The organism is Agromyces mediolanus (assembly GCF_023715325.1).
In the GTDB taxonomy this organism is placed as follows: Bacteria; Actinomycetota; Actinomycetes; order Actinomycetales; family Microbacteriaceae; genus Agromyces; species Agromyces mediolanus_A.
Window position 1 is genome coordinate 1 of sequence record NZ_JAMBNX010000014.1, and the last position, 21,128, is coordinate 21,128.

At 72.4% G+C, this 21,128-nt stretch carries 21 protein-coding genes; 9 read left to right on the forward strand and 12 right to left on the reverse strand.

Annotated elements, in window-relative coordinates; translation table 11 throughout:
• Positions 1 to 198: 198 nt before the first annotated feature.
• Entirely contained in the window at positions 199 to 1,713 is a 1,515-nt protein-coding gene (locus M3147_RS18095) for an LssY C-terminal domain-containing protein (RefSeq protein WP_251204812.1), read from the forward strand.
• A gap of 118 nt (positions 1,714 to 1,831) precedes the next feature.
• Here the strand turns inward: M3147_RS18095 and M3147_RS18100 are convergent, their stop codons facing one another.
• The 6 genes from M3147_RS18100 to trhO form a co-directional block, all read right to left on the reverse strand.
• A complete protein-coding gene (locus M3147_RS18100) occupies positions 1,832 to 2,641 on the reverse strand; it encodes a siderophore-interacting protein (protein ID WP_251204813.1) in 810 nt (269 codons plus the stop codon).
• Positions 2,642 to 2,681: 40 nt separating this feature from the next.
• Positions 2,682 to 3,533 (reverse strand): iron ABC transporter ATP-binding protein, encoded by an 852-nt coding sequence (locus M3147_RS18105; RefSeq protein ID WP_251204814.1) that lies wholly within the window; start codon positions 3,531 to 3,533, stop codon positions 2,682 to 2,684.
• Positions 3,530 to 4,552, reverse strand: a complete 1,023-nt coding sequence (locus tag M3147_RS18110; RefSeq protein WP_251204815.1) for an iron chelate uptake ABC transporter family permease subunit — start codon at positions 4,550 to 4,552, stop codon at positions 3,530 to 3,532. Before M3147_RS18110 ends, M3147_RS18105 begins: the two co-directional genes overlap by 4 nt.
• Positions 4,549 to 5,487: an ABC transporter permease gene (locus tag M3147_RS18115; protein ID WP_251204816.1), complete on the reverse strand. Its 939-nt coding sequence runs from the start codon at positions 5,485 to 5,487 to the stop codon at positions 4,549 to 4,551. Before M3147_RS18115 ends, M3147_RS18110 begins: the two co-directional genes overlap by 4 nt.
• Before the next feature lie 80 nt (positions 5,488 to 5,567).
• On the reverse strand, positions 5,568 to 6,554 hold the full coding sequence (locus M3147_RS18120; protein WP_251204817.1) for a siderophore ABC transporter substrate-binding protein: 987 nt from the start codon (positions 6,552 to 6,554) through the stop codon (positions 5,568 to 5,570).
• 90 nt (positions 6,555 to 6,644) lie between these two features.
• On the reverse strand, positions 6,645 to 7,538 hold the full coding sequence (gene trhO / locus M3147_RS18125; RefSeq protein ID WP_251204818.1) for an oxygen-dependent tRNA uridine(34) hydroxylase TrhO: 894 nt from the start codon (positions 7,536 to 7,538) through the stop codon (positions 6,645 to 6,647).
• A 104-nt stretch (positions 7,539 to 7,642) separates the two neighbouring features.
• On the opposite strand from trhO, the gene M3147_RS18130 reads away from it, so the two are divergent.
• Entirely contained in the window at positions 7,643 to 8,203 is a 561-nt protein-coding gene (locus M3147_RS18130) for a YbhB/YbcL family Raf kinase inhibitor-like protein (protein WP_251204819.1), read from the forward strand.
• A gap of 19 nt (positions 8,204 to 8,222) precedes the next feature.
• Here the strand turns inward: M3147_RS18130 and M3147_RS18135 are convergent, their stop codons facing one another.
• Positions 8,223 to 8,861, reverse strand: a complete 639-nt coding sequence (locus M3147_RS18135; RefSeq protein WP_251204820.1) for a LysE family translocator — start codon at positions 8,859 to 8,861, stop codon at positions 8,223 to 8,225.
• Between the two features lie 30 nt (positions 8,862 to 8,891).
• Between M3147_RS18135 and M3147_RS18140 the strand changes: the two genes are divergently transcribed.
• On the forward strand, positions 8,892 to 9,941 hold the full coding sequence (locus tag M3147_RS18140; RefSeq protein WP_251204821.1) for an enoyl-CoA hydratase/isomerase family protein: 1,050 nt from the start codon (positions 8,892 to 8,894) through the stop codon (positions 9,939 to 9,941).
• A 159-nt stretch (positions 9,942 to 10,100) separates the two neighbouring features.
• Here the strand turns inward: M3147_RS18140 and sufU are convergent, their stop codons facing one another.
• Together sufU and M3147_RS18150 are read right to left on the reverse strand one after the other, a co-directional pair.
• Positions 10,101 to 10,553 (reverse strand): Fe-S cluster assembly sulfur transfer protein SufU, encoded by a 453-nt coding sequence (gene sufU / locus M3147_RS18145; protein ID WP_251204822.1) that lies wholly within the window; start codon positions 10,551 to 10,553, stop codon positions 10,101 to 10,103.
• Positions 10,550 to 11,866, reverse strand: a complete 1,317-nt coding sequence (locus M3147_RS18150) for an aminotransferase class V-fold PLP-dependent enzyme (protein WP_251204823.1) — start codon at positions 11,864 to 11,866, stop codon at positions 10,550 to 10,552. The genes sufU and M3147_RS18150 overlap by 4 nt, the downstream gene beginning before the upstream one ends.
• A gap of 121 nt (positions 11,867 to 11,987) precedes the next feature.
• Between M3147_RS18150 and M3147_RS18155 the strand changes: the two genes are divergently transcribed.
• The 4 genes from M3147_RS18155 (at position 11,988) to M3147_RS18170 (ending at position 16,346) form a co-directional block, all read left to right on the forward strand.
• Complete coding sequence (locus M3147_RS18155; protein ID WP_251204824.1) at positions 11,988 to 12,638, forward strand: GntR family transcriptional regulator; 651 nt, start codon at positions 11,988 to 11,990, stop codon at positions 12,636 to 12,638.
• 28 nt (positions 12,639 to 12,666) lie between these two features.
• Positions 12,667 to 14,205: an MmgE/PrpD family protein gene (locus M3147_RS18160; RefSeq protein WP_251204825.1), complete on the forward strand. Its 1,539-nt coding sequence runs from the start codon at positions 12,667 to 12,669 to the stop codon at positions 14,203 to 14,205.
• 13 nt (positions 14,206 to 14,218) lie between these two features.
• Positions 14,219 to 15,139, forward strand: coding sequence for a methylisocitrate lyase (gene prpB, locus M3147_RS18165; protein WP_251204826.1), 921 nt, complete (start codon positions 14,219 to 14,221; stop codon positions 15,137 to 15,139).
• Positions 15,140 to 15,215: 76 nt separating this feature from the next.
• Positions 15,216 to 16,346: a bifunctional 2-methylcitrate synthase/citrate synthase gene (locus tag M3147_RS18170; RefSeq protein ID WP_251204827.1), complete on the forward strand. Its 1,131-nt coding sequence runs from the start codon at positions 15,216 to 15,218 to the stop codon at positions 16,344 to 16,346.
• Between the two features lie 29 nt (positions 16,347 to 16,375).
• Here the strand turns inward: M3147_RS18170 and M3147_RS18175 are convergent, their stop codons facing one another.
• Positions 16,376 to 17,011: an NADPH-dependent F420 reductase gene (locus M3147_RS18175; RefSeq protein ID WP_251204828.1), complete on the reverse strand. Its 636-nt coding sequence runs from the start codon at positions 17,009 to 17,011 to the stop codon at positions 16,376 to 16,378.
• 232 nt (positions 17,012 to 17,243) lie between these two features.
• Here M3147_RS18175 and M3147_RS18180 point away from each other — a divergent pair, with 232 nt between their 5' ends.
• Positions 17,244 to 17,807, forward strand: a complete 564-nt coding sequence (locus tag M3147_RS18180; protein WP_251204829.1) for an acyl-CoA thioesterase — start codon at positions 17,244 to 17,246, stop codon at positions 17,805 to 17,807.
• Positions 17,808 to 17,867: 60 nt separating this feature from the next.
• On the opposite strand, the gene M3147_RS18185 is transcribed toward M3147_RS18180, so the two are convergent.
• Positions 17,868 to 18,470: a TetR/AcrR family transcriptional regulator gene (locus tag M3147_RS18185; RefSeq protein ID WP_251204830.1), complete on the reverse strand. Its 603-nt coding sequence runs from the start codon at positions 18,468 to 18,470 to the stop codon at positions 17,868 to 17,870.
• A gap of 86 nt (positions 18,471 to 18,556) precedes the next feature.
• Here M3147_RS18185 and M3147_RS18190 point away from each other — a divergent pair, with 86 nt between their 5' ends.
• Positions 18,557 to 20,026, forward strand: coding sequence for a DHA2 family efflux MFS transporter permease subunit (locus M3147_RS18190; RefSeq protein WP_251204831.1), 1,470 nt, complete (start codon positions 18,557 to 18,559; stop codon positions 20,024 to 20,026).
• Here the strand turns inward: M3147_RS18190 and M3147_RS18195 are convergent.
• Positions 20,023 to 21,123 carry an AI-2E family transporter gene (locus M3147_RS18195; protein ID WP_251204832.1) on the reverse strand — a complete coding sequence of 367 codons (1,101 nt, stop codon included), beginning with the start codon at positions 21,121 to 21,123 and terminating at the stop codon, positions 20,023 to 20,025. The two genes, M3147_RS18190 and M3147_RS18195, sit on opposite strands and share 4 nt — an antisense overlap.
• Positions 21,124 to 21,128: the final 5 nt, after the last annotated feature.

Here is a 21,128-nt window from a genome sequence, read left to right on the forward strand (position 1 = left end):
GCTCCGCCCCGCCCCCTCCGCCCGCCGCGCCCCGCCCGCCCCCGCCCGCCCCCGCTCGCGCCCGCGGCATCGCGAGGGGGTCGGATTCCGACATCCGCGTCGGCCCTCCGCAGCATCCCTGTCGGAATACGACCCTCTCGGCGGGCGCGCGGGCGCGCGGGCGCGCGGGCGCCGGCGCGCGATCGCTAGCATGACGGCATGGGGGCGACGACGGCGACCGGGGGCAGGCGGCTCTCCGTCAACGCGCTCCTCGACGGCGCGGTCTTCATCTACGCGGGCGTCGCGGCGATCTGGCTCGCCTGGCTCGTGCTCAGTCAGTCCTTCGAGTTCGGCTGGTTCGGCATCCTGTTCTTCGTCGCGTTCTGGCTGCTGCTCGCCTACCTCGTGCTGCCGCGGCTGCACCGCATCCTCACGACGATCTACGTCCCCGACTACTTCATCGGCCGGGCGCGCACGAGCGACGGCCTGCTCGGCGACCCCGTGAACCTCGCGCTGCTCGGCGAGGAGGGCGCCATCCACGAGGCGATGCGCCGGGCGGGGTGGACCCGCGCCGACGACGTCGACGCGGCATCCAGCTGGCGCATCATCCTCTCGACGATCACCCGCCGCAGCTACGACGAGGCGCCGGTGAGTCCGCTCTTCCTCTTCGGGCGGATGCAGGACTTCGCCTACCAGCAGGAGGTGGAGGGCAACCCGGCGAAACGGCACCACGTGCGCTTCTGGCGGGCGCCGGAAGGCTGGCTGCTGCCGGGCGGGCGCCGCGTCGACTGGCTGGCGGCCGGCACCTTCGACCGGGCCGTCGGTTTCTCGCTGTTCACCCTGCAGATCACGCACAAGATCGACGCCGACACGGATGTCGAGCGCGATCACATCGTGCGCACGGTGGTCGGGTCCGGGGTGCCGGCGGCGGTCGACGTCATCCGCGACTTCTCCACCGGCTACCACTCCCGCAACGGCGGCGGTGACACGATCACCACTGACGGCGATCTCCCGGTGCTCGCCCTCGGCTCCGCGGTCGGACGGGCGAGGGATGCCTCGGCCGGGGCCGTCCCGTCGGTGACGCCGGCGGGGGCGGATGCGGCATCCGCGTCGATCCTCGCGGACGCCGAGCCGGGCGGGCCGGCCGACCGCCTCGGGGCCGACCACGTCGGGGCCGACCGCCTCGGGGCCGACCACGTCGGGGCCGACCATCTCGGGGCGGCGAAACGCGCCGCGTTCGAACCGTTCACCCGCCTCGCCGAGCGTGACGCCGAGCGGGCCGCGCTCGCACGGGTGCACCGCCGCCCGGCCGCGACCTCGCTCGGGGCGCTGCTCATCGTGGTCCGCGTGCTGCTCGGCGTGATCTGGCTGATCGGCCTGTACGTGCAGTGGCCGACGGTCGTGCGCGAGCTCGACCTCGTGGCCGACGGCGTCACGGAGGGGGAGGTGTCGGCGTTCGTGCTCGGCTCGATCCTCGTCGTCGGCGCGGTCGTACTGCTCGCCGAGCTGGTGTTCGCGTGGCTCGTGTTCCGCGGCAGCAACTGGGCCCGCATCACGGTGATGATCGTCGCGATCCTCAGCACGTTCGTGTCGGCCGTCGACTACTTCGGCGGCGGCCCGGAGATCACGATCCGCACGACGCTGCTGACGCTCGCCGTCGACATCCTGGTGCTGCTCGCGCTCTCGAGCCGCTCGGCCCGCGCCTACGCCCGCCGGCACGCTCCCGCCCCCTGACCCTCCTCACACAACTCAGGAACATGTGGCAGTTATGCCGGGCGAGGATTCTCGGATCCCGCGGCCCGGCGCGGATCTCGCGCGGGGCGTTCCTGAGTTGTGTGAGAGGGGAGGGGGCTCAGTGCGGCGCGTGGTACTCGGCCTCGCCGCGGCGCCAGTAGCCCTTCACCACCACCTGCTCGGGCGAGAGGCCCCAGCGATCGAGCACGAGTGCGCGCCCGGGCTTCACGATCGCGTGCTCGGCGGCGACGAACGCGAACACCTCGCCGGCGGGCCGCTCGTCGGCGCCGAGCGCGTCGAGGGCGGCGATGAGCGCCGCACCCGGCGCGCGTCCGTCGCGGTGCACCCAGCGCAGCTCGGTGCCGGCGGGCGCCTCGAAGGCGGGCTGGTGCGCGGCGTCGGGCACTTCGACGAGCACGAGCCCGCGCGGCGTCGCGTCGCCCTCGCGGGAGAGTCGGGCGAGGAATCGACGGATGGCGGGCAGCGCCGTCTCGTCGCCCGCGAGCAGCCAGCCGTCGGGTTCGCCGGTGATCACCATCGAGCCGCGCGGGCCGCCGACGCCGATCACGGAGCCGATCGGGGCACGGTCGGCCCAGCGGCCGGCGATGCCGTGCTCGCCGTGCACGACGAACTCGATCTCGAGCACGCCCGCGTCGCCGTCCCAGGCGAGCGGGGTGTACTCCCGGCTCGGGCACTCGCGCAGTGCGTCCACGTCGGCGGCGGCCGCGACGTCGGAGGTGCCGTCGGCCGGCTGCGCGCCGGGGAAGAACAGGCGGAGGTGGTCGTCGCTGCCGAGCGAGTCGAAGCCGCGCAGCGCGTCGCCCTCGAGGCGCAGGCGCAGGTAGTGCGGCGCGAGCCGCTCGCGCGCGGTGAGCGTGACGGGGCGGAACACGAGGTCACGGGGCACGCGGTCGAGCGTGAAGGGCATTGCGGGTCCTTTCGGGGTGGCGCGGATGGCGGTTCAGAACTCAGGAACGGATGCCTCGGCCGCCGCGTGATTCCGCGGCATCCCGAATTCCTCGCCCGGCATAACTGCCAGATGTTCCTGAGTTGTGGGAGGCGGGGCGGTAGTAGACGGCGAGGCGCTGCCCACCGTGCTCCACGACCTCGACGGGGGTGTCGAACACGGCGGAGAGCACCTCGGGCCGCATGATCTCCTCCGGCGTCCCCGAGGCGACGACCCGGCCCTCGGCGAGGGCGATGATCCGGTCAGCGTAGGCCGAGGCGAAGTTCACGTCGTGCACGACGAGCACGATCGTCTTGCCGAGCTCGTCGGCGGCGTCGCGCAGCCGCTGCATCATCGCGGCTGCGTGCCGCATGTCGAGCGCCGCGAGCGGCTCGTCGAGCAGCACCACCTCGGTGTCCTGCGCGAGCACCATCGCCACGAAGGCGCGCTGGCGCTGCCCGCCGGAGAGCTCGTCGAGGAAGCGCTCCTCGAAGCCCTCGAGGTCGAGGAAGGCGAGCGCCCGGTCGACGGCTTCCCGGTCGGCGGCGGTCAGCCGGCCCTGCGAGTGCGGGAAGCGTCCGAACGACACGAGCTGGCGCACCGTGAGCCGGGCGACGAAGTGGTTCTCCTGCTTCAGGATCGAGACGACCTTGGCGAGCTCGCGGGGCTTCGCCGTCACGACGTCGAGGCCGCCGACCCGCACCCGTCCGCTGTCGGGGTCGAGCAGACGCCCGACGATCGTGAGCAGCGTCGACTTCCCGGCGCCGTTCGGGCCGACGAGCGCGGTGATCCCGCCCTCGGCGATCTCGAGGTCGACGGGCCCGAGCGCGCGGGTCGCCCGGTAGTGCTTGTCGACCGCTTCGATGGTGATCAACGCAGCCCCTTCCTGAGGATGACGACGAGGAACGCGAGCCCGCCGACGAACTCGATGACGATGCTGACGAGCCCGGCGGCGGCGAAGACGTGCTGCATCACGAAGTAGGCGCCGAGCAGGGTCGCGAGCCCGAGCAGCACGGCGACCGGCAGGACGTGGCCGTGCCGGTCGGAGGAGACGAACTGGTAGCTCATGATCGCGACCAGGAAACCGAAGAACGTCATCGGCCCGACCATGGTCGTCGACACGGAGACGAGCACGGCGACGACGACGAGCAGCACCACGATCTCGCGGCGGTAGCGCAGGCCGAGGCTGGTCGCGGCATCCCGCCCGAGCGCGATGACGTCGAGCGCCGCGCGCCGCCGCCAGGCCCACACCGCGATCGCCGCGACGACGAGGGCCGCCCACGGCAGCACCTCGGGGTTGCCGCGGCCGATGCTGCCGTAGAGCCGGGCGGAGAGCACGTCGAACTCGCTCGGCGTGAGCATCCGCTGCATGAACGTCGACACCGAGCCGAAGCCGACCCCGAGCACGACGCCGACGAGCAGCAGCACGTGCAGGTTCGCGCGCCTGCCCGAGAACAGCCAGCCGTACAGCAGCGTCGCGAAGAGCACCATGAGCGCGCTCTGCGCGACGATCTTGCCGACGCCCTCGACCTGCGTCGCCGCCATCCCGAACACGAAGACGAGCGCGGTCTGCAGCAGCGTGTAGAGCGCGTCGAAGCCGAGGATCGACGGCGTCAGGATGCGGTTCCCGGTCGCCGTGTGGAACAGCACCGTCGCGAGGGCCTGCGCGGCGGCGACGAGTGCGATCGTCGCGACGGCGACCGAGCGGCTCTGCACGATCACCCAGAAGCCGGGCTGATCGGCGGGCACCGGGTTGCCCCAGACGAGCAGGCCGACGGCGAAGAGGGCGGCGGCGGCACCGGCGACGATCGCGGCGAGCGGGACGCGCCGTTCGCGCGGGCGGCGCGCCGCCGAGGGAGCGGCGGGCCGGGCGGATGCCTCGACGGCGCTCAAGAGCGCACCGCCCGCTGCCGGAGGAGCAGGGCGATGAACACCGCGCTGCCGACGATCCCGAGCACCATCGACACGGGCACCTCGAACGGCATCCGCACGGTGCGCCCGACGAGGTCGCAGGCGGTGACGAGCACGACGCCGCCGACGCACACCCAGGGCAGGTTCGAGCGCAGGTCGTCGCCGCGGACGAGTGACACGATGTTCGGCACCACGAGCCCGAGGAACGGCAGGAAGCCGACGACGACGACGGTTACGCCGGTGGCGACGGCGACGAGGCTGGTACCGAGCAGCACGACGGCCTCGTAGCGGACGCCGACGGTGGTCGCGACGTCGCGACCGAGTCCGGCGACCGTGAGCCGGTCGGCGACGACGAAGACGAGGATGGTGACGATCGCGACCGCCCAGAGCACCTCGTAGCGGCCGCGGACGACGCTCGTGAAGCTGCCCATGAACCAGGTGCCGAGCAGCTGCAGCGCGTTGTTCGTCGCGGCGAGGTAGGTGGTGACGGCGCTCACGACGGCGCCGAGCATGATGCCGATGAGCGGCACCACGAGGGTCGAGCGGAGTGCGATGCGGCGGAGCACCGCGAGGAAGACGAGGGTGCCGGCGAAGGCCGCGAGCGAGGCGACGAGCATCTGCACGGGCAGCGGGGCGGTCGGCACGAGGAGAAGGGTGACGAGCAGGCCGAGGGCGGCCCACTCGGTGGTGCCGGAGGTGGTGGCGTCGACGAAGCGGTTCTGGGTGAGCATCTGCATGACGAGGCCGCTGACGGCCATCGCGCAGCCGGCGAGCACGAGCGCGATCGTGCGGGGGACGCGGGTGATCCAGAGCATCTCGCTCCCGCCCTCGGCCCCGACCACGTCGTAGACGCCGACGAAGAGGGAGGCGGCGAGCAGGGCGATCGCGAGGGCGATCGCCGCGGGCAGGGCGAGCACGCGGAGGCGGGCGCCGCGACCGGCGCGCGCCTCCGGCCGGGCGGCGGGGTCTGCCGCCCGGGCGTGGGACGTGTCGAGGCTCAGGATGCCGCCCCGAACGCCTTCGCGAGCTGCTCGTAGACCCCGGTGTAGGTCTGGATGTCCTCGCGGAGGTAGAACGCCGGGTCGACGTAGACGACCTGCCCGTGCTTCACGGCGGTGACGTTCGCGAGCGCCTCCGAGCCCTCGATGAGCTGCTTGGCGGGGACGTAGCCCTCGGCGTCGGTCATGGCGCCTTCGCGGTCGATCACGACGATCCAGTCGGGGTTCGCGGCGGCGATCGCCTCGACGCTGATGTCGTCGCCGTGCGAGACGTCGTCGGCGGCCTGTTCGATGCCGGGCTTCAGCCCGAGCGCGGGGTAGAGCATGCCGAGACCGCGGCCGGTGACCGGCGCGATGTAGGAGATCTCGCCGCCGGAGGTCATCAGGCTGACGACGGTCGAGCTGCCGTCGTAGGCCTGCTCGGCGTCGGCGACGGACTGCTCGAAGTCGGCGACGATCTTCGCCGCCTCCTCTTCGCGGTCGAAGATCTGGCCGAGGATCTCGACCTGGCGCACGAGCTCGGCGGCGGGGTCCTCGCCCTCGCGCGGCGCGATCTCGATGACGGCCGCGTCGGGGTTCTGGCTCACGATCTGGTCGTACGACTCGGCGAAGCGGTAGCCGCCGATGACGAGGTCGGGCTGCGCGGCGACGATCGACTCGAGGTTCGGCTCGAAGTGGGCGCCCACGTCGAGCACCGCCTCGTCATCGGTGTACTCGGGCCAGATGTCGGTGCCCATGACGCCCTTGGGCGCCGCAGCGAGCGGGATGTCCCAGGCGGACAGGGTCTCGAAGACGTGGTTGTCGAGGGCGACGACGCGCTTCGGGTTCACGGGGACCTCGACCTCGCCGTGATTGTCCTCGATCGTGACCGAGGTGGCGGCCGGGGTGCTCGGTTCGGCCTCGGCCGTACCGCTCGCGCAGCCGGCGAGGAGGAGGCTCGCGGCGGCGAGCGCCCCGGCGGCGATGATCGACTGGCGTCTGGGCATGCGGAAATCCCCGTTCGTAGGAGTGTGCAAGGAATGCCGACCCCTCGTCGCGTCGACTAAGGTGAGGCTAACCTCAATCGACAGCGAATTTCAAACCCCGGCGTGCGCCCCGCAGGGGACCGCCGTGCACCCCTCGCAGACCACGGACTGCTGCCGGCACGAGGCATCCGGGCAGTTCGCCGTGCGGTTCGTCGCGGTGCCGCAGCCCGCGCAGCGACCGATCACCTCGGCGTGATCGCTGAAGTCCACGGAGCCGCGCCCGTCGAAGACGTAGAGCGAGCCCTGCCACAGCCCGTCGTCGCCGAAGCGCTCGCCGTAGCGCACGATGCCGCCCTCGAGCTGATACACCTCGCCGAAGCCGCGGCTCGCCATCAGCCCCGACAGCACCTCGCAGCGGATGCCGCCCGTGCAATAGGTGACGACCGGGCGGCCCTTCAGATGGTCGAAGTCGCCGCGGTCGAGCAGCTCCACGAAGTCGCGCGTCGTCTCCGTGTCCGGCACGACCGCCCCGCGGAAGCGGCCGATCTCCGCCTCGAGCGCGTTGCGGCCGTCGAAGAAGACGACGTCGTCGCCACGTTCGGCCACGAGCTCGTGCAGCGCCTCGGGGTCGAGCCTGGTGCCGCCGCCGACCACGCCGGACTCGTCGACGACGAGCTCGCCGGGCGCGCCGAACGAGACGATCTCGTCGCGCACCCGCACGCTGAGCTTCGGGAAGTCGAGGCTGCCGCCCGCCTCGTCGAGGCCCGTGCCCTCGCTCCACTTGAAGTCGATCTCGCGGAACGGCGCGTACTCGCGCGTCTTGCGCACGTAGCGCTTCAGCGCGCCGAGCTCACCGCCGAGCGTGCCGTTCAGTCCGTCGGCCGAGATCAGCAGTCGGCCGCGCAGCCCGAGCGACTCGGCGAGGTCGCGCTGCCAGAGGCGGATCGCCTCGGGATCGGCGATGGGGGTGAACACGTAGTACAGCAGGATCTTGGCGACGGCCACCCCGAAATCCTACGTGGAGCCGCGACGTAGGCTGGGCGGAGGACCGGATGCCCGGGCCGCCGCGTGGATCGACGGATGGCCCGGCGAACGACGGAAGGACAGAGATGTTCGATTTCGACCCCTACGAGCAGCTGCAGCGTCTGCGGCCGATGGGCTCCTTCGCCCTGACGAGCGACGACCTCGAGCCGGGCCGGCCGCTCGCCGAGGCGCAGCGCGGGGCCGGCCGCGGCGGGGGAGACGTCTCGCCGCAGCTCAGCTGGTCGGGCTTCCCGGCCGAGACGAAGAGCTTCGCCGTGACGTGCTTCGACGCCGACGCCCCGACGGGCTCCGGCTGGTGGCACTGGGCGGTCGCGAACATCCCCGCCTCGGTCACGAGCCTCGCCGCGGGGGCCGGGGCGCCCGACGCGCTCGCCACGGGCGCGCTGCCCGAGGGGGCGCTCGTGCTGCAGAACGAGAACCGCGAACCGCGGTACCGGGGATCCGGCCCGCCCGCCGGCAGCGGCGTGCACCGCTACTACTTCGCCGTGCACGCGCTCGACGTGGCGCACCTCGACCTCGACCCGGCCGTCGCGACGCCCGCCGTGCTCGGCTTCAACTGCTTCTTCCACGGGCTGGCCCGAGGCATCCTGATCGGCACCGACGTCAACCCCGCCGACGCCGACTGAGCCGGTCCGGCCGGCCGGGCTAGTGCTTCGTGCCGCTGAGGGCGAGCACGCCGCCGAGGCCGATCATCATCACGCCGCCCGTGGCGGCGAGGTGCTCGGCGCGCTTCGGCGAGCGGGCGAACCAGTCGCGCGCGGAGCCCGCCGCGAGCGCCCACACCGAGTCGCAGGCGAGCGCGAGCACCACGAACACGACCCCGAGCGTGGCGAGCTGCAGCGGGATCGCCCCCGCCCCGAAGTCGACGAACTGCGGCAGCACGGCCACGAAGAACGCGATCGTCTTGGGGTTCGTCACCCCCACCAGCACGCCCTCGCCGAGCAGCCGCCACGGCGACCGCCGCGCGACCCGGCCGGTGATCGCGGCCGAGGCATCCCTCCGGTGCCGGATGGCCTGCACGCCCAGGTAGGCGAGGTAGAGCGCCCCGACGATCTTCACGATCGTGAACAGCACCACCGACTGCGCCACGACGACGCCGACGCCGAGCGCGACGGCCGCGACGAGCGGGATCATGCCGAGGGCGTTGCCGACCACGCTCAGCAGCCCGCCGACCCGGCCGAGCGCCAGCGAGCGGCCGATCACGAACAGCACGCTCGGACCGGGCACGACGATGAGCACGACCGACGCGGCCACGAAGGCCCAGAGGTTCGAGGCGGGGACCATGCGAGGATGCTACTCCGCTAGCGTGGCGGTGTGAGCCCCCACATCTCCGCCACGGTCGCCGACGGCGTCGGCCACGTGACGCTCGACCGCCCCGAGGCCATCAACGCCCTCTCCTACGAGATGGTGCGCGAGCTCTCCGGTGTGCTCGAGGCGTGGCGGCGCGACACCGAGGTCGGGCTCGTCGTGCTCGACGGCGCGGGAGAGCGCGGCTTCTGCGCCGGCGGCGACATCCGCGAGCTCTACGGCTACGCGACGAGCGACGGGCATGAGGACGCGCGCGCCTTCTTCCGCACGGAGTACCGGCTGGATGCCGCGATCGCCCACTACCCGAAGCCGGTCGTCGCCCTCATGGACGGCATCACGATGGGCGGCGGTATCGGACTCGCCGGGCACGCCGCGATCCGCGTCGTCACCGAGCGCTCGCGCGTGGCGATGCCCGAGACCCGCATCGGCTTCACCCCCGACGTCGGCGGCAGCTGGCTCCTCGCGAAGGCGCCCGGCGAGCTCGGCGTGCACCTCGGCCTGAACGCCAGGACGATGGATGCCTCGGACGCCCTCTACGCCGGCTTCGCCGACGCCTACGTGCCCTCCGAACGGCTGCCGCACCTCGTGCAGGCGCTCGCCGAGCGTGCCGACCCGGGCAGCCCGGCCGAGATCGTGATGCTCTTCGACGAGACGCCCGGCCCCTCGAAGCTCGCGCTCGCGCGCGACTGGGTGGACGCGTGCTACTCGGCGGCGTCGGTCGCCGAGATCGTGCGGCGCCTGCGCGAGCACGGGCACGAGGATGCCGCGGCCGCCGCCGACGAGCTCGAGACCCTGTCGCCGACGGCGCTCGCCGTGACGCTCGCCTCCGTCCGTCGGGCGCGCACCCTGCCCAGGCTCGAGGACGTGCTGGAGCAGGAGTTCCGCGCGGTCAGCTGGTTCCTCGACCAGCCCGACCTGCACGAGGGCATCCGCGCCCGGGTCATCGACAAGGACCGCGCCCCGCGCTGGAACCCGCCGGAGATCCGCGACGTGCCGCTCGACCTGCCGGGCCGCGTGCTGGAGACCCCGGTGCCCGGCGGCGGCGTGTTCGCGTAGCTCGCTCCGACGGGCGCGAGTCGCTCGGCCGCGCGAGTTGCACTACGATCGCCACGGCGCGCCCGGCCGTAGCGGCGCGCCGCGCGTTTCGGTGTGCGACTCGCACGGTCGGGGCCGAGCGGGGCCGGGGCCGAGGGGGCGGGGCCGAGCAGGGCCGGCTCAGGCGCGGGGGGCGCGCGCCTCGGCGAGGCAGGCCTCGAGCGCGACCCAGGAGAGCATCGCGCACTTCACCCGCATGACGTACTTCGAGACGCCGTGGAAGGCGATGGCGTCCTCGAGCAGCTCCTCGTCGGGCTCGCCCGCGCCCTGCGACCGCAGCATCGCCCGGAAGGCGTCGATGCGCTCGCTCGCCTCGGTGACCGTGCGGCCCGCCATGAGGTCGACGAGCGCCGAGGCGGAGGCCATCGAGATGCTGCAGCCGTCGCCCTGCCAGGCGAGCTCCTCGATGCGCTCGCCCGACTCGTCCAGGCGGATGCGCATCGTCAGCTCGTCGCCGCAGGTGGGGTTGTACTCGTGGTGCTCCGCGGCCGCGTGCTCGAGCGGCCCGTCGCCGTGCCTCGCCTTGGAATGATCGAGGATGATCTGCTGGTACAGCCCTTCGAGCCCGCTCACGCCACGACCCCCGTCTGCTCGCCGGCGCCCGCGACGCCGAAGAAACGGCGCACGCCGCCGAGGGCGTCGATGAAGCGGTCGACCTCGTCCTCGGTCGTATACACGTGCGCGCTCGCGCGGGTCGTGGCGGTGACGCCGAGCGCCCGGTGCAGCGGCTGCGCGCAGTGGTGCCCGACGCGCACGACGACGCCCGCCTCGTCGAGGTACTGGCCGACGTCGTGCGCGTGCACGTCGTCGACGACGACGGAGACGAGCCCCGCGCGCTCCTCGCCGGGCGGCGGTCCGATCAGCCGCACGCCGGGCAGCGCGGCGACGGCCTCGACCATGCGTGCCGCGAGCGCGGACTCGTGCCGGGCGACCTCGGCCATGCCGAGCTCGTCGAGGTAGCGGGCGGCCTCGGCGAGGGCGACGACCTGGGACACGGGCTGCGTGCCGGCCTCGAAGCGGTGCGGCGCGGGCAGGAACTCGGCGTGCTCGAGCGTCACCCGGGTGATCGTGGAGCCGCCGGTGCGCGCCGGCGGCAGCGCGTCGAGCAGTTCGGCGCGGCCGTACAGGCCGCCGATGCCGTTCGGCCCGAGCATCTTGTGCCCGGAGAACGCGGCGAAGTCGACGCCGGAGGCGGCGAGGTCCGTGGGCCGGTGCGGCACCGACTGGCAGGCGTCGAGCACGACGAGCGCCTCGGGGGAGCGCTCGCGCACGAGGGCGACGAGCTCGGCGACCGGGGCGAGGAAGCCCGTGACGTTCGACACCTCGGCGAAGGCGACGACGCGGGTGCGCGGCGAGAGCACGGCGGCGAGCTCCGCCGGGCCCCAGAGGCCGCGCTCGTCGACGCGGACCGGGCGCAGCACGGCGCCCGTCCGGGCGGCGAGCCGCTGCCAGGGGATGAGGTTCGCGTGGTGCTCGGCCTCGGTCACCACGAGCTCGTCACCGGGGTGGAGGGCGAACCGGGATGCCTCGGCGCCCCCGAGCCCGGCCGAGGCATCCGCCATTCCGAGTGCGACGATGTTCAGCGCGTCGGTGGCGTTCTCGGCCCAGACGAGCTCCCGCTCGCCGGCCCCGACGAAGCGGGCGACGGTGGCCCTGGCGTCCTCGAAGAGCGTGGTGGAGCGGCCGACGGCGGCGCTCGCGCCGCGGTGCACCGGGGCGAGGTGGTGCTCGAGGTACTCGCGTTCGGCGTCGAGCACCCGGGCGGGCCGTTGGGAGGTCGCGGCGGAGTCGAGGTACGCGGGGGCGTGCTCGCCGGCGTCGCGGAAGACGGGGAAGTCGAGGCGGAGATCGGCGACGCGCCGGGCCCCGAGGGTGTCGCTGCTCATCCCTTCCATCGTCCCACGCCCAGCATGGGTGACACCCGGATGCATGTATACATTCGTGCGGAATCTCGCGGCCGATTCCGTATGGTAGCGTCACAATGTATACATCGAGCGGGAGGTGCGGATGCGGGCCAGCGAACGCGCGTACCAGCGGCTGCGCGAGGAGATCCTCGACGGCGAGCTCGCCCCCGGCGCTCCGCTCGGTGAGGTCGAGCAGGCTTCCCGTCTCGGCGTCTCCCGCACCCCGGTGCGCGAGGCGTTCGCCCGCCTCGAGGCCGACGGCCTCGCCACCGCCGCCTCGGCCCGCGTGCTCGTCGTCGCCGAGCTCAGCCCCGGGAGCATCGCCGCGCTGTACGAGCTTCGGGAGGCGCTCGAGGAGCGTGCGGCCCGCCTCGCCGCGGAGCGCCGCGACCCGGCGCCGTTCCTCGCCGTGCGGCGCCGCATCGTCGCCGCGACCGAACGGCTCGACGGCGGCGCCGACGGCCTCGCCGAGTACTACGGCGCGATCGCCGAGCTCGACGAAGCGGTCGACCGCGCCGCCGGCAATCCGTTACTGACGGCCGCGCTGCGCGGCGCGAGGCTGCACTCCGCACGGGTGCGCCGGCTCGCCAGGCATCACCCCGCGCGACTCCGCCGTGCGGCCGAGGAACACTTGCTCATCGTCGACGCGATCATCGACGGCGACGCCTCGCTCGCCGCGCACGCCACCCACGTCCACCTGCACCTGAGTCTTCGTCACGCCCTCGCCGCCATCGGCGGGCGGAGCGTAGCCTGACACCGACCGAACACCGAAGGGATCCCCGATGCAGACGCACCACCTGCGCACGCACCGCAGCGACGAGCACCTGCCCCGCGAGGGCCAGCTCGCCTGGCAGCTCGCCGAGCTCGCCGCCGACCCGGTCGAGCTCGACGCCGACGTCGTCGACATGGTGGTGAATCGCGTCATCGACAACGCGGCGGTCGCCGCGGCATCCCTCACCCGTCGACCCGTCGTGTCGGCGCGCAGCCAGGCCTTCGCCCACCCCGTCTCGATCGGCGGCGAGGGCGCGACCGTGTTCGGTGCCGACCCGGCCCGCCGCACCAGCCCCGAGTGGGCGGCCTGGGCCAACGGGGTCGCCGTGCGCGAGCTCGACTACCACGACACCTTCCTCGCCGCGGAGTACTCGCACCCGGGCGACAACATCCCCCCGATCGTCGCCGTCGCGCAGCACCTCGCCGCCGCCCGCGGGCTGACCGGTCGCGACGTCGTGCGCGGCATCGCGACCGGCTACGAGATCCAGATCGACCTGGCCAAGGCGATCAGCCTGCACCAGCACAAGATCGACCACGTCGCGCACCTCGGCCCGAGCGCCGCCGCCGGCATCGGCACGCTGCTCGGCCTCGACCGCGAGACGATCTTCCAGGCCATCGGCCAGGCGCTGCACACCACCACGGCGACCCGCCAGTCGCGCAAGGGCGAGATCTCCAGCTGGAAGGCGCACGCGCCCGCCTTCGCCGGCAAGATGGCGACCGAGGCCGTCGACCGGGCCATGCGCGGCGAGACCAGCCCCGTGCCGATCTACGAGGGCGAGGACGGCGTCATTGCTTGGCTCCTCGACGGCCCCGACGGCTCCTACGAGGTGCCCCTGCCCGAGCGCGGCGAGGCGAAGCGGGCCATCCTCGACTCCTACACGAAGGAGCACTCGGCCGAGTACCAGGCCCAGGCGTGGATCGACCTCGCCCGCCGCCTGCACGACGCGTACCCGCTGATCCTCGACGACCCGGATCGCATCGAGTCGATCGTGCTGCACACCTCGCACCACACGCACTACGTCATCGGCTCGGGCGCGAACGACCCGCAGAAGTACGACCCGGACGCCTCGCGCGAGACGCTCGACCACTCGATCCCGTACATCTTCGCGGTCGCGTTGCAGGACGGCGCCTGGCACCACGAGCACTCCTACTCCCCGGAGCGCGCCCACCGCCCCGAGACCGTCGCGCTGTGGCGCAAGATCTCGACGGTCGAGGATGCCGAGTGGACCCGCCGCTACCACTCGCTCGACATCGCCGAGAAGGCCTTCGGCGGCCGCGTGGTCATCACGCTCGCCGACGGCGGCGAGATCGTCGACGAGATCGCCGTCGCCGACGCGCACCCGCTCGGTGCCCGGCCGTTCGCGCGCGAGCAGTACGTGCAGAAGTTCCGCCTGCTCGCCGACGGCGTGCTCGAGCCCGGCGAGATCGAGCGCTTCCTCGACCTCGCCCAGCGCCTGCCCGAGCTCTCGCCCGACGAGCTCGGCGGCCTCACCATCACCGCGGGTCCCGGCCTCCTCGCCGGCCTCGCGATCCCCACCGGACTGTTCTGACGGAGGCCGGCCGATGCTCTACGCCACCACTCCCGCCCACGAGAAGCGCGCCGCGTTCCGCGCCCGGCTCGGCACGGGCGAGCTGCTGCGCTTCCCAGGTGCGTTCAACCCGCTGACGGCCCGGCTCATCGAGCAGCGCGGCTTCGAGGGCGTCTACATCTCGGGCGCCGTGCTCTCGGCCGACCTCGGTCTGCCCGACATCGGCCTCACGACGCTCAGCGAGGTCGCGGGCCGCGCGAAGCAGATCGCCCGGATGACGGAACTGCCCGCCGTCGTCGACGCCGACACCGGCTTCGGCGAGCCGATGAACGTCGCCCGCACCGTGCAGGAGATGGAGGACGCCGGCCTCGCCGGGCTCCACATCGAGGACCAGGTGAACCCCAAGCGCTGCGGGCACCTCGACGGCAAGCAGGTCGTCGACGAGCACACGGCGCTGCAGCGCATCCGTGCCGCCGTCGACGCCCGTCGTGACCCGAACTTCCTGATCATGGCGCGCACCGACATCGCCGCCGTCGAGGGGCCGCAGGCCGCGGTCGACCGCGCGAAGGCGCTCGTCGACGCCGGCGCCGACGCGATCTTCCCCGAGGCGATGCGCTCGCTCGCGGAATTCGAGGCGGTGCGGAACGCGGTCGACGTGCCGTTGCTCGCGAACATGACCGAGTTCGGCAAGAGCGAGCTCTTCACCGTCGCGCAGCTGCGCGACGTGGGCATGAACCTCGTGATCTGGCCCGTCTCGCTGCTGCGCCTCGCGATGGGGGCCGCGATGCGCGGGCTCGACGAGCTCGAGGCGGCCGGGGCGCTCACCGGCAAGCTCGGCGAGATGCAGCACCGCTCGGAGCTCTACGAGCTCATCGACTACGAGGGCTACACCCGCTTCGACTCCGGCGTCTTCGATTTCACCGTCGGCGACACCCCCGGCGGTCGCGCCGGCTGAACCACCGGCCGGGCGACCCGCCCGGCCGTCGACCGCGCCGCACGACGGCGATCGATCCCAACGAAGGGCAGCACGAATGACCGAGCAGGAGATCTTCAAGGGACTGGCCGGGGTGCCGGTCGACTACACCGCCATCTCGAAGGTGAACCCCGAGACGAACTCCCTGCTCTACCGGGGCTACCCGGTGCAGGAGCTCGCCGCGCAGTGCACCTTCGAGGAGGTGGCGTACCTGCTCTGGCACGGCGAGCTGCCGAGCGACGCCGAGCTCGCCGACTTCGAGGAGTTCGAGCGGCGCCACCGCGGGCTCGACCACCAGACGAAGCGGATCATCGACGAACTCCCGCTCGAGGCGCACCCGATGGACGTCGTGCGCACCGCGGTCAGCGTGATCGGCGCGAGCGACCCCGAGACGCCCGTCGACACCCCGGAGGCGAACCTCGACAAGGCGATGCGGCTCTTCGCGAAACTGCCCTCGATCGTCGCCTACGACCAGCGCCGCCGGCACGGGCTCGACTTCGTGGAGCCTCGGGACGACCTCGGCTTCTCGGCGAACTTCCTCTGGCAGACCTTCGGCGAGGCGCCCGAGCTCGCCGTGGTGAACGCCTTCGACGTGTCGATGATCCTCTACGCCGAGCACTCCTTCAACGCGTCGACGTTCACGGCCCGGGTGATCGCCTCCACGCTGAGCGACCTGTACTCGGCGGTCACCGGCGCCGTCGGCGCGCTCAAGGGCCCGCTGCACGGCGGCGCGAACGAGGCGGTCATGCACGCCTTCGCCGAGATCGGTCCGGGTGAGGGCGGCGCCGAGCGCGCGGTCGCCTGGCTCGACTCGGCACTCGCCGAGAAGCGCAAGATCATGGGCTTCGGGCACCGCGTCTACAAGAACGGCGACTCGCGCGTGCCGACCATGCGCGACGCGATGGAGCGGATGGTCGAGCACTACGAGCGCCCGGAACTGCTCCAGGTCTACGTCGCGCTCGAGCAGGCGATGGGGGAGCGCAAGGGCATCAAGCCGAACCTCGACTACCCGGCCGGCCCGACGTACCACCTGATGGGCTTCGACACCGCGACCTTCACGCCGCTGTTCGTCGCGAGCCGCGTCGTCGGCTGGACGGCGCACGTGCGGGAGCAGCTCGCCTCGAACGCGCTGATCCGTCCGCTGTCGGTCTACAACGGGGTCGACGAGCGGCACGTGCCCGCCAAGTAGGCGGCGCGGCCGGTCGGCGACCGGCCGGCTCAGCGTGCGGCGAGGGCGTCGGCCAGGTGCACCGCGCGTCCGAGGGCGCCGTACTCGTGCAGGGCGCCGAACACCTCGATGCGGATCGAGGCATCCACCCCGCCCGCGCGCACCGGCTCGAAACCGGCCGTGCGGATGAGCGCCGAGACCGTCGCCCCGGCGACCTCGTCGTTCGTCGCGTAGAACATGACGAACGGCGGATCCTGGTGCGCCGCCTCGGCGAGCGTCCCGGCCGACAGCGCGCCGAAGGCCTTCACGAAGGCCGCCCCCTCGGGCAGCGCGTCGGCGATCATCCGCCCGGCCGAGGCGCGTTCGTCGATGATCTTCACGAAGCCGCCGACGCCGTCGGGGGCGATCGGGTTCGAGGGGTCCACGACGATCCTGCCGACGAGGCGTGCGCGGTGCTCGGCGATGAGGCGCTGCATCACGTCGAGCCAGACCGCGAAGACCACGACGTCGGCGGCGTCGATCGCGTCGGCGACGCTCGCCGAGCGGGCGCGTTCGCCGAGCTCGGCGGCGAGGGCGGCGGCCCTCGCCCGGTCGGTGCCGGCGAGGACGACGCGTTCGCCGCCCCGGGCCAGGTTGCGGGCGAGGGCGGCCCCGATGCGGCCGGTTCCGATGATGGCGACGGTCAAGCGATCCTCCAGAGTCGTGGCGTGGTGCGGACTGCCGGTCCGGAGGTCGATGCGGCGCAGCGGGTCCAGTGTATGGCGCGGTCCCGGCATGCCGCGGGCGCAGCGGCCGACCGCCGGCCGATCGGTCGCACTGGCGGATCCGCACAAGCGCCGGCCGAGGCATCCGCCATCGGGCTGTGCCGACCCTCAACGGAGCGCGCCATCCGCCCGAAGGCCCCTACGCTCGGTGCTCATGCACATGCTCTTCCGGACGCTCCTCCACGTGCTGTTCCTGTCACGGCGCAAGCCGGACCTCGGACACTACGACGTGGCCCGCACCCGGTTCGTCACCCTGCCGACCGATCTCGACATCAACCGGCACATGAACAACGGCGTCTACTTCTCGATCATGGACGTCGCGCGGTTCGACATGCTCGTGCGCAACGGCGTCTGGGGCCTCATGCGCGAGCGCGGCTGGTACCCGGTGGTGGCGAGCGAGACGATCACCTTCCGCAAGTCGTTGCAGCTCTGGGAGCGCTTCACGATCGAGTCGCGGGTGCTCGGCTTCGACGACAAGGCCGTCTACGTCGAGCAGCGCTTCGTGCGGAAGGGCGCCGACGGCCGGCCGGAGATCTACGCGCAGGGCTTCATCCGCGGGCGCTTCCTGAAGAAGTCCGGTGGCACGGTGCCGATGGCCGAGGTCGTCGAGGCGTTCGGTGCCGGGCCCGGCGACGGGCTCCCCGAGTGGATCGAGCGGTGGGGGCAGGACGTGGCGCTGCCGGCGACCCGCGCCGAGGCGCCGTCCGTCTGGAGCTGAGCGGGGCGCGCCCGCGGGCTCGCGCCGGGCTGTTCGCGCCCCCGGCTCACGCTGGGCGGCTCATGCCGTGCGGTTGAGCCCCTCGAGCACGAGGCCGAGCTTGTCGCCGAAGGTGCACGCGAAGAGCTCGTCGACCCGTTCGTCCTCGTCGATGCGGATCGTGAGGTTCGAGGCGATGAGCGTGTTGATGAGCATGCCCTGCGCCATGAAGCGCATGGCTTCGTCGGCGCTCATCACGTCGCGCATGCGGTCGTAGATGCGCAGGAAGCCGCGCCGGGCCACGGGCCCGATGTTCGGGTCGTGGCCGAGGATGAAGCCCTGCATGAGGGCGAGCAGCACCCCCCGCTCGGTCTCCACGAGGTGCACGTAGGCCTCGCCGATGCGCGGGCCCACGGGCTTCTCGGATGCCTCGTCGGCGACCGCGCGGTCGAGGGCCTCGATGATGAGGGTGCAGGTGCGCTCGAGCACCTCGATGAAGAGCTGCTCCTTGGTGCCGAACATGCGCACGACGTAGGGCTGACTGATGCCGGCGGCCTTCGCGACGCGGTCGGTCGTGGCGCCGGCGTAGCCGAGTTCGCCGAACACCCGAGTGGCCGCTTCGAGGATCTGCTCGCGGCGCTCGGTCGCCGGGATCCGGTCCGTCTTCGACACCATGCTTGACATGTTATCAGTCGATTACTACAGTCGCTCCCGTGAAGTAATCAGTCGATTACCACTCCCGTATCCCATCGCTTCCCGAGGAGCTCGGAATGTTCTCCACCGCACGCCGCACACCGGTCTGGCTCGCGATCGTCGCGGCATCCCTGCCGATGTTCATGGCGACGCTCGACAACCTCGTCATCACGAACGCACTGCCCGCGATGGCGGCCGACCTCGGCGCCTCGATCGAGGAGCTGCAGTGGTTCGTGAACGCGTTCACCCTCTCCTTCGCGGCCTTCATCCTCGGTGCCGCCGCGCTCGGCGACCGCATCGGCCGGCGCACCGTCTTCCTCATCGCGCTCGCGGTGTTCACCGCCGCGAGCGCCCTCGTCGCCCTCAGCACCGAACCGTGGATGGTGATCGCGAGCCGTGCCGTGCAGGGCCTCGGCGCCGCGGGCATCATGCCGCTCTCGCTGACCCTGCTCGCCGGCAGCGTTCCCGAGCGGCGGCGCCCGATGGTGATCGGCATCTGGGGTGGCGTGGCCGGGCTCGGCGTCGCGCTCGGGCCGCTCGTCGGCGGCGCGGTCATCGAGGGCTGGAACTGGGAGGCCATCTTCTGGCTCAACGTCCCCGTCGGCGTCATCGCCATCCCGCTCGCCCTCGCCGCCCTGCCGAACACGCTCGGCGCGCGGGTGCGCATCGACCTGCCCGGCATCCTCCTCGCCGGGCTCGGCGTGCTCGGCGTCGTCTTCGGCATCGTCCGGGGCAACGACGCCGGCTGGGACAGCGCCGAGGTGCTCGGCTCCCTGATCGCCGGGGCCGCCCTGCTGGTGGCGTTCGTCTGGTGGGAGCTGCGCGCACCCGCGCCGCTGCTGCCGCTCCGACTGTTCCGCAATCGCGGGTTCACCGCCGCGAACCTCGTCGGCTTCTGGTTCAGCTTCGGCATGTTCGGCTCGGTCTTCGTGCTCATCCAGTTCCTGCAGGTCGTGCAGGGTGCGACCCCGCTCGAGGCGGGCGTGCAGACCATGCCGTGGACGCTCGCCCCGATGTTCATCGCCCCGATCGCCGGCGCCCTCGCGCCCCGCGTCGGCACCCGAACGCTCATCGTCGCGGGGCTCGCCCTGCAGGCCGCCGCGCTCGCCTGGCTCGCCCTCGAGCTCGACCCCGACGTCGCCTACGCCGCCCTGATCGGCCCGTTCCTGATGGCGGGGATCGGCATGTCGCTCGTCTTCGCGCCGATGTCGACGGCCGTGCTCGCGGGCATGCCGGAGGCGGATCACGCGAAGGCGTCCGGCACCAACTCCACGCTCCGGGAGGTCGGCGTCGCGCTCGGTGTCGCCGTGCTCACCGCGGTCTTCACGGGGGCCGGCGGGGAGCTCACGCCGACCGGCTTCGTCGATGCGGCGGTGCCCGCGGTGCTCGTCGGCTCGGCGGGCCTCGTGCTCGCGCTCGTCGCGGCGTTCTTCTTGCCGCTCGGGCGCAGCGGCGGGCGGGATGCCTCGGCCGAGGCGTCGCCGGAGGGGTCGGTCGATGCCTCGGTGCCCGCCGGCGCCGGGCTCGCGGACGCGGCGCAGCGCTAGCTGCGCGCCTGCCTCGGCACGACGATCTCGCGGATGATCAGCAGGATGCCGGCCGAGATCGGGATCGCGACGAGCGCGCCGAGCAGGCCGAGCAGCGTGCCGCCCGCGAGCGCCGAGATCAGCACGATCGTGCCGGGCACCTGCACCGCCTTGCCCATCACCCGCGGGGTGAGGATGTACGCCTCGATCTGCATGTAGATGAGCATCGCGACGAGCACGATGAGGGCTGCCGTGGGCGAGACGAAGAGCGAGACGATCGTCATCAGGATGGTGGTGAGCACGGTACCGATGAGCGGGATGAGCGTCACGAATAGGGCGACGACACCGATCACGAGCGCGTACTTCACGCCGACGAGGCTCAGCAGGATCGTCGAGAACACCGCGTTGAAGAACGCGAGCACGACCATGCCGCTCAGGTACTTGCCGACCGACTGCATGATGCGCTCGCCGTAGTTCTCGACCTGCTCGCGGTTCGAGGCCTTCACCAGGGAGTAGCAGGCGCGCTTCGTGGCGTCGAGCGTGGCGATGAAGTAGATCGAGAGCACGACGACGAAGAAGCCGGTCGACACCGCGTCGACCACGGCCGCGCCGAAGGCGAGGGCGCCGCCGCCGATCGAGGCCCACACGTTCGGGTCGGAGAGGATGTCCTCGACCGACTGCACGACCGCGGCGAGCACCCCGTTCGTCGTCTCGTTTGCCTGCTCGTACCAGCCGGAGTCCTGCAGCTCCTGCACCTGCGCGGGCAGCGTCGTCACGAGCGAGGTGGCCTGCGAGACGAGCGGCGGGATGATCACCCAGATGATGCCGATCACGACGAGCACGAAGAGCAGGATGACCACGACGATCGCGGCACCGCGCTTCAGCCCGTGCCGCTGGAACCAGCGGATCAGCGGATCGAGGCCGAGCGCGACGAAGGCGGCGATGAACACCGAGAGCAGCACACCCTGCAGGTTCACCACGACGATCGCGAGGAGCGCGGCGAGCAATACGCCGAGCGCGACGACGAAGCCCCAGCGCAGCGGATGCTGCGAGAAGAAGGAGCCCCCCGGGCCGCCGGCGGCCGACTCGCGCCGCCGCATTCGATCTGCCGCTCTCACGCGCG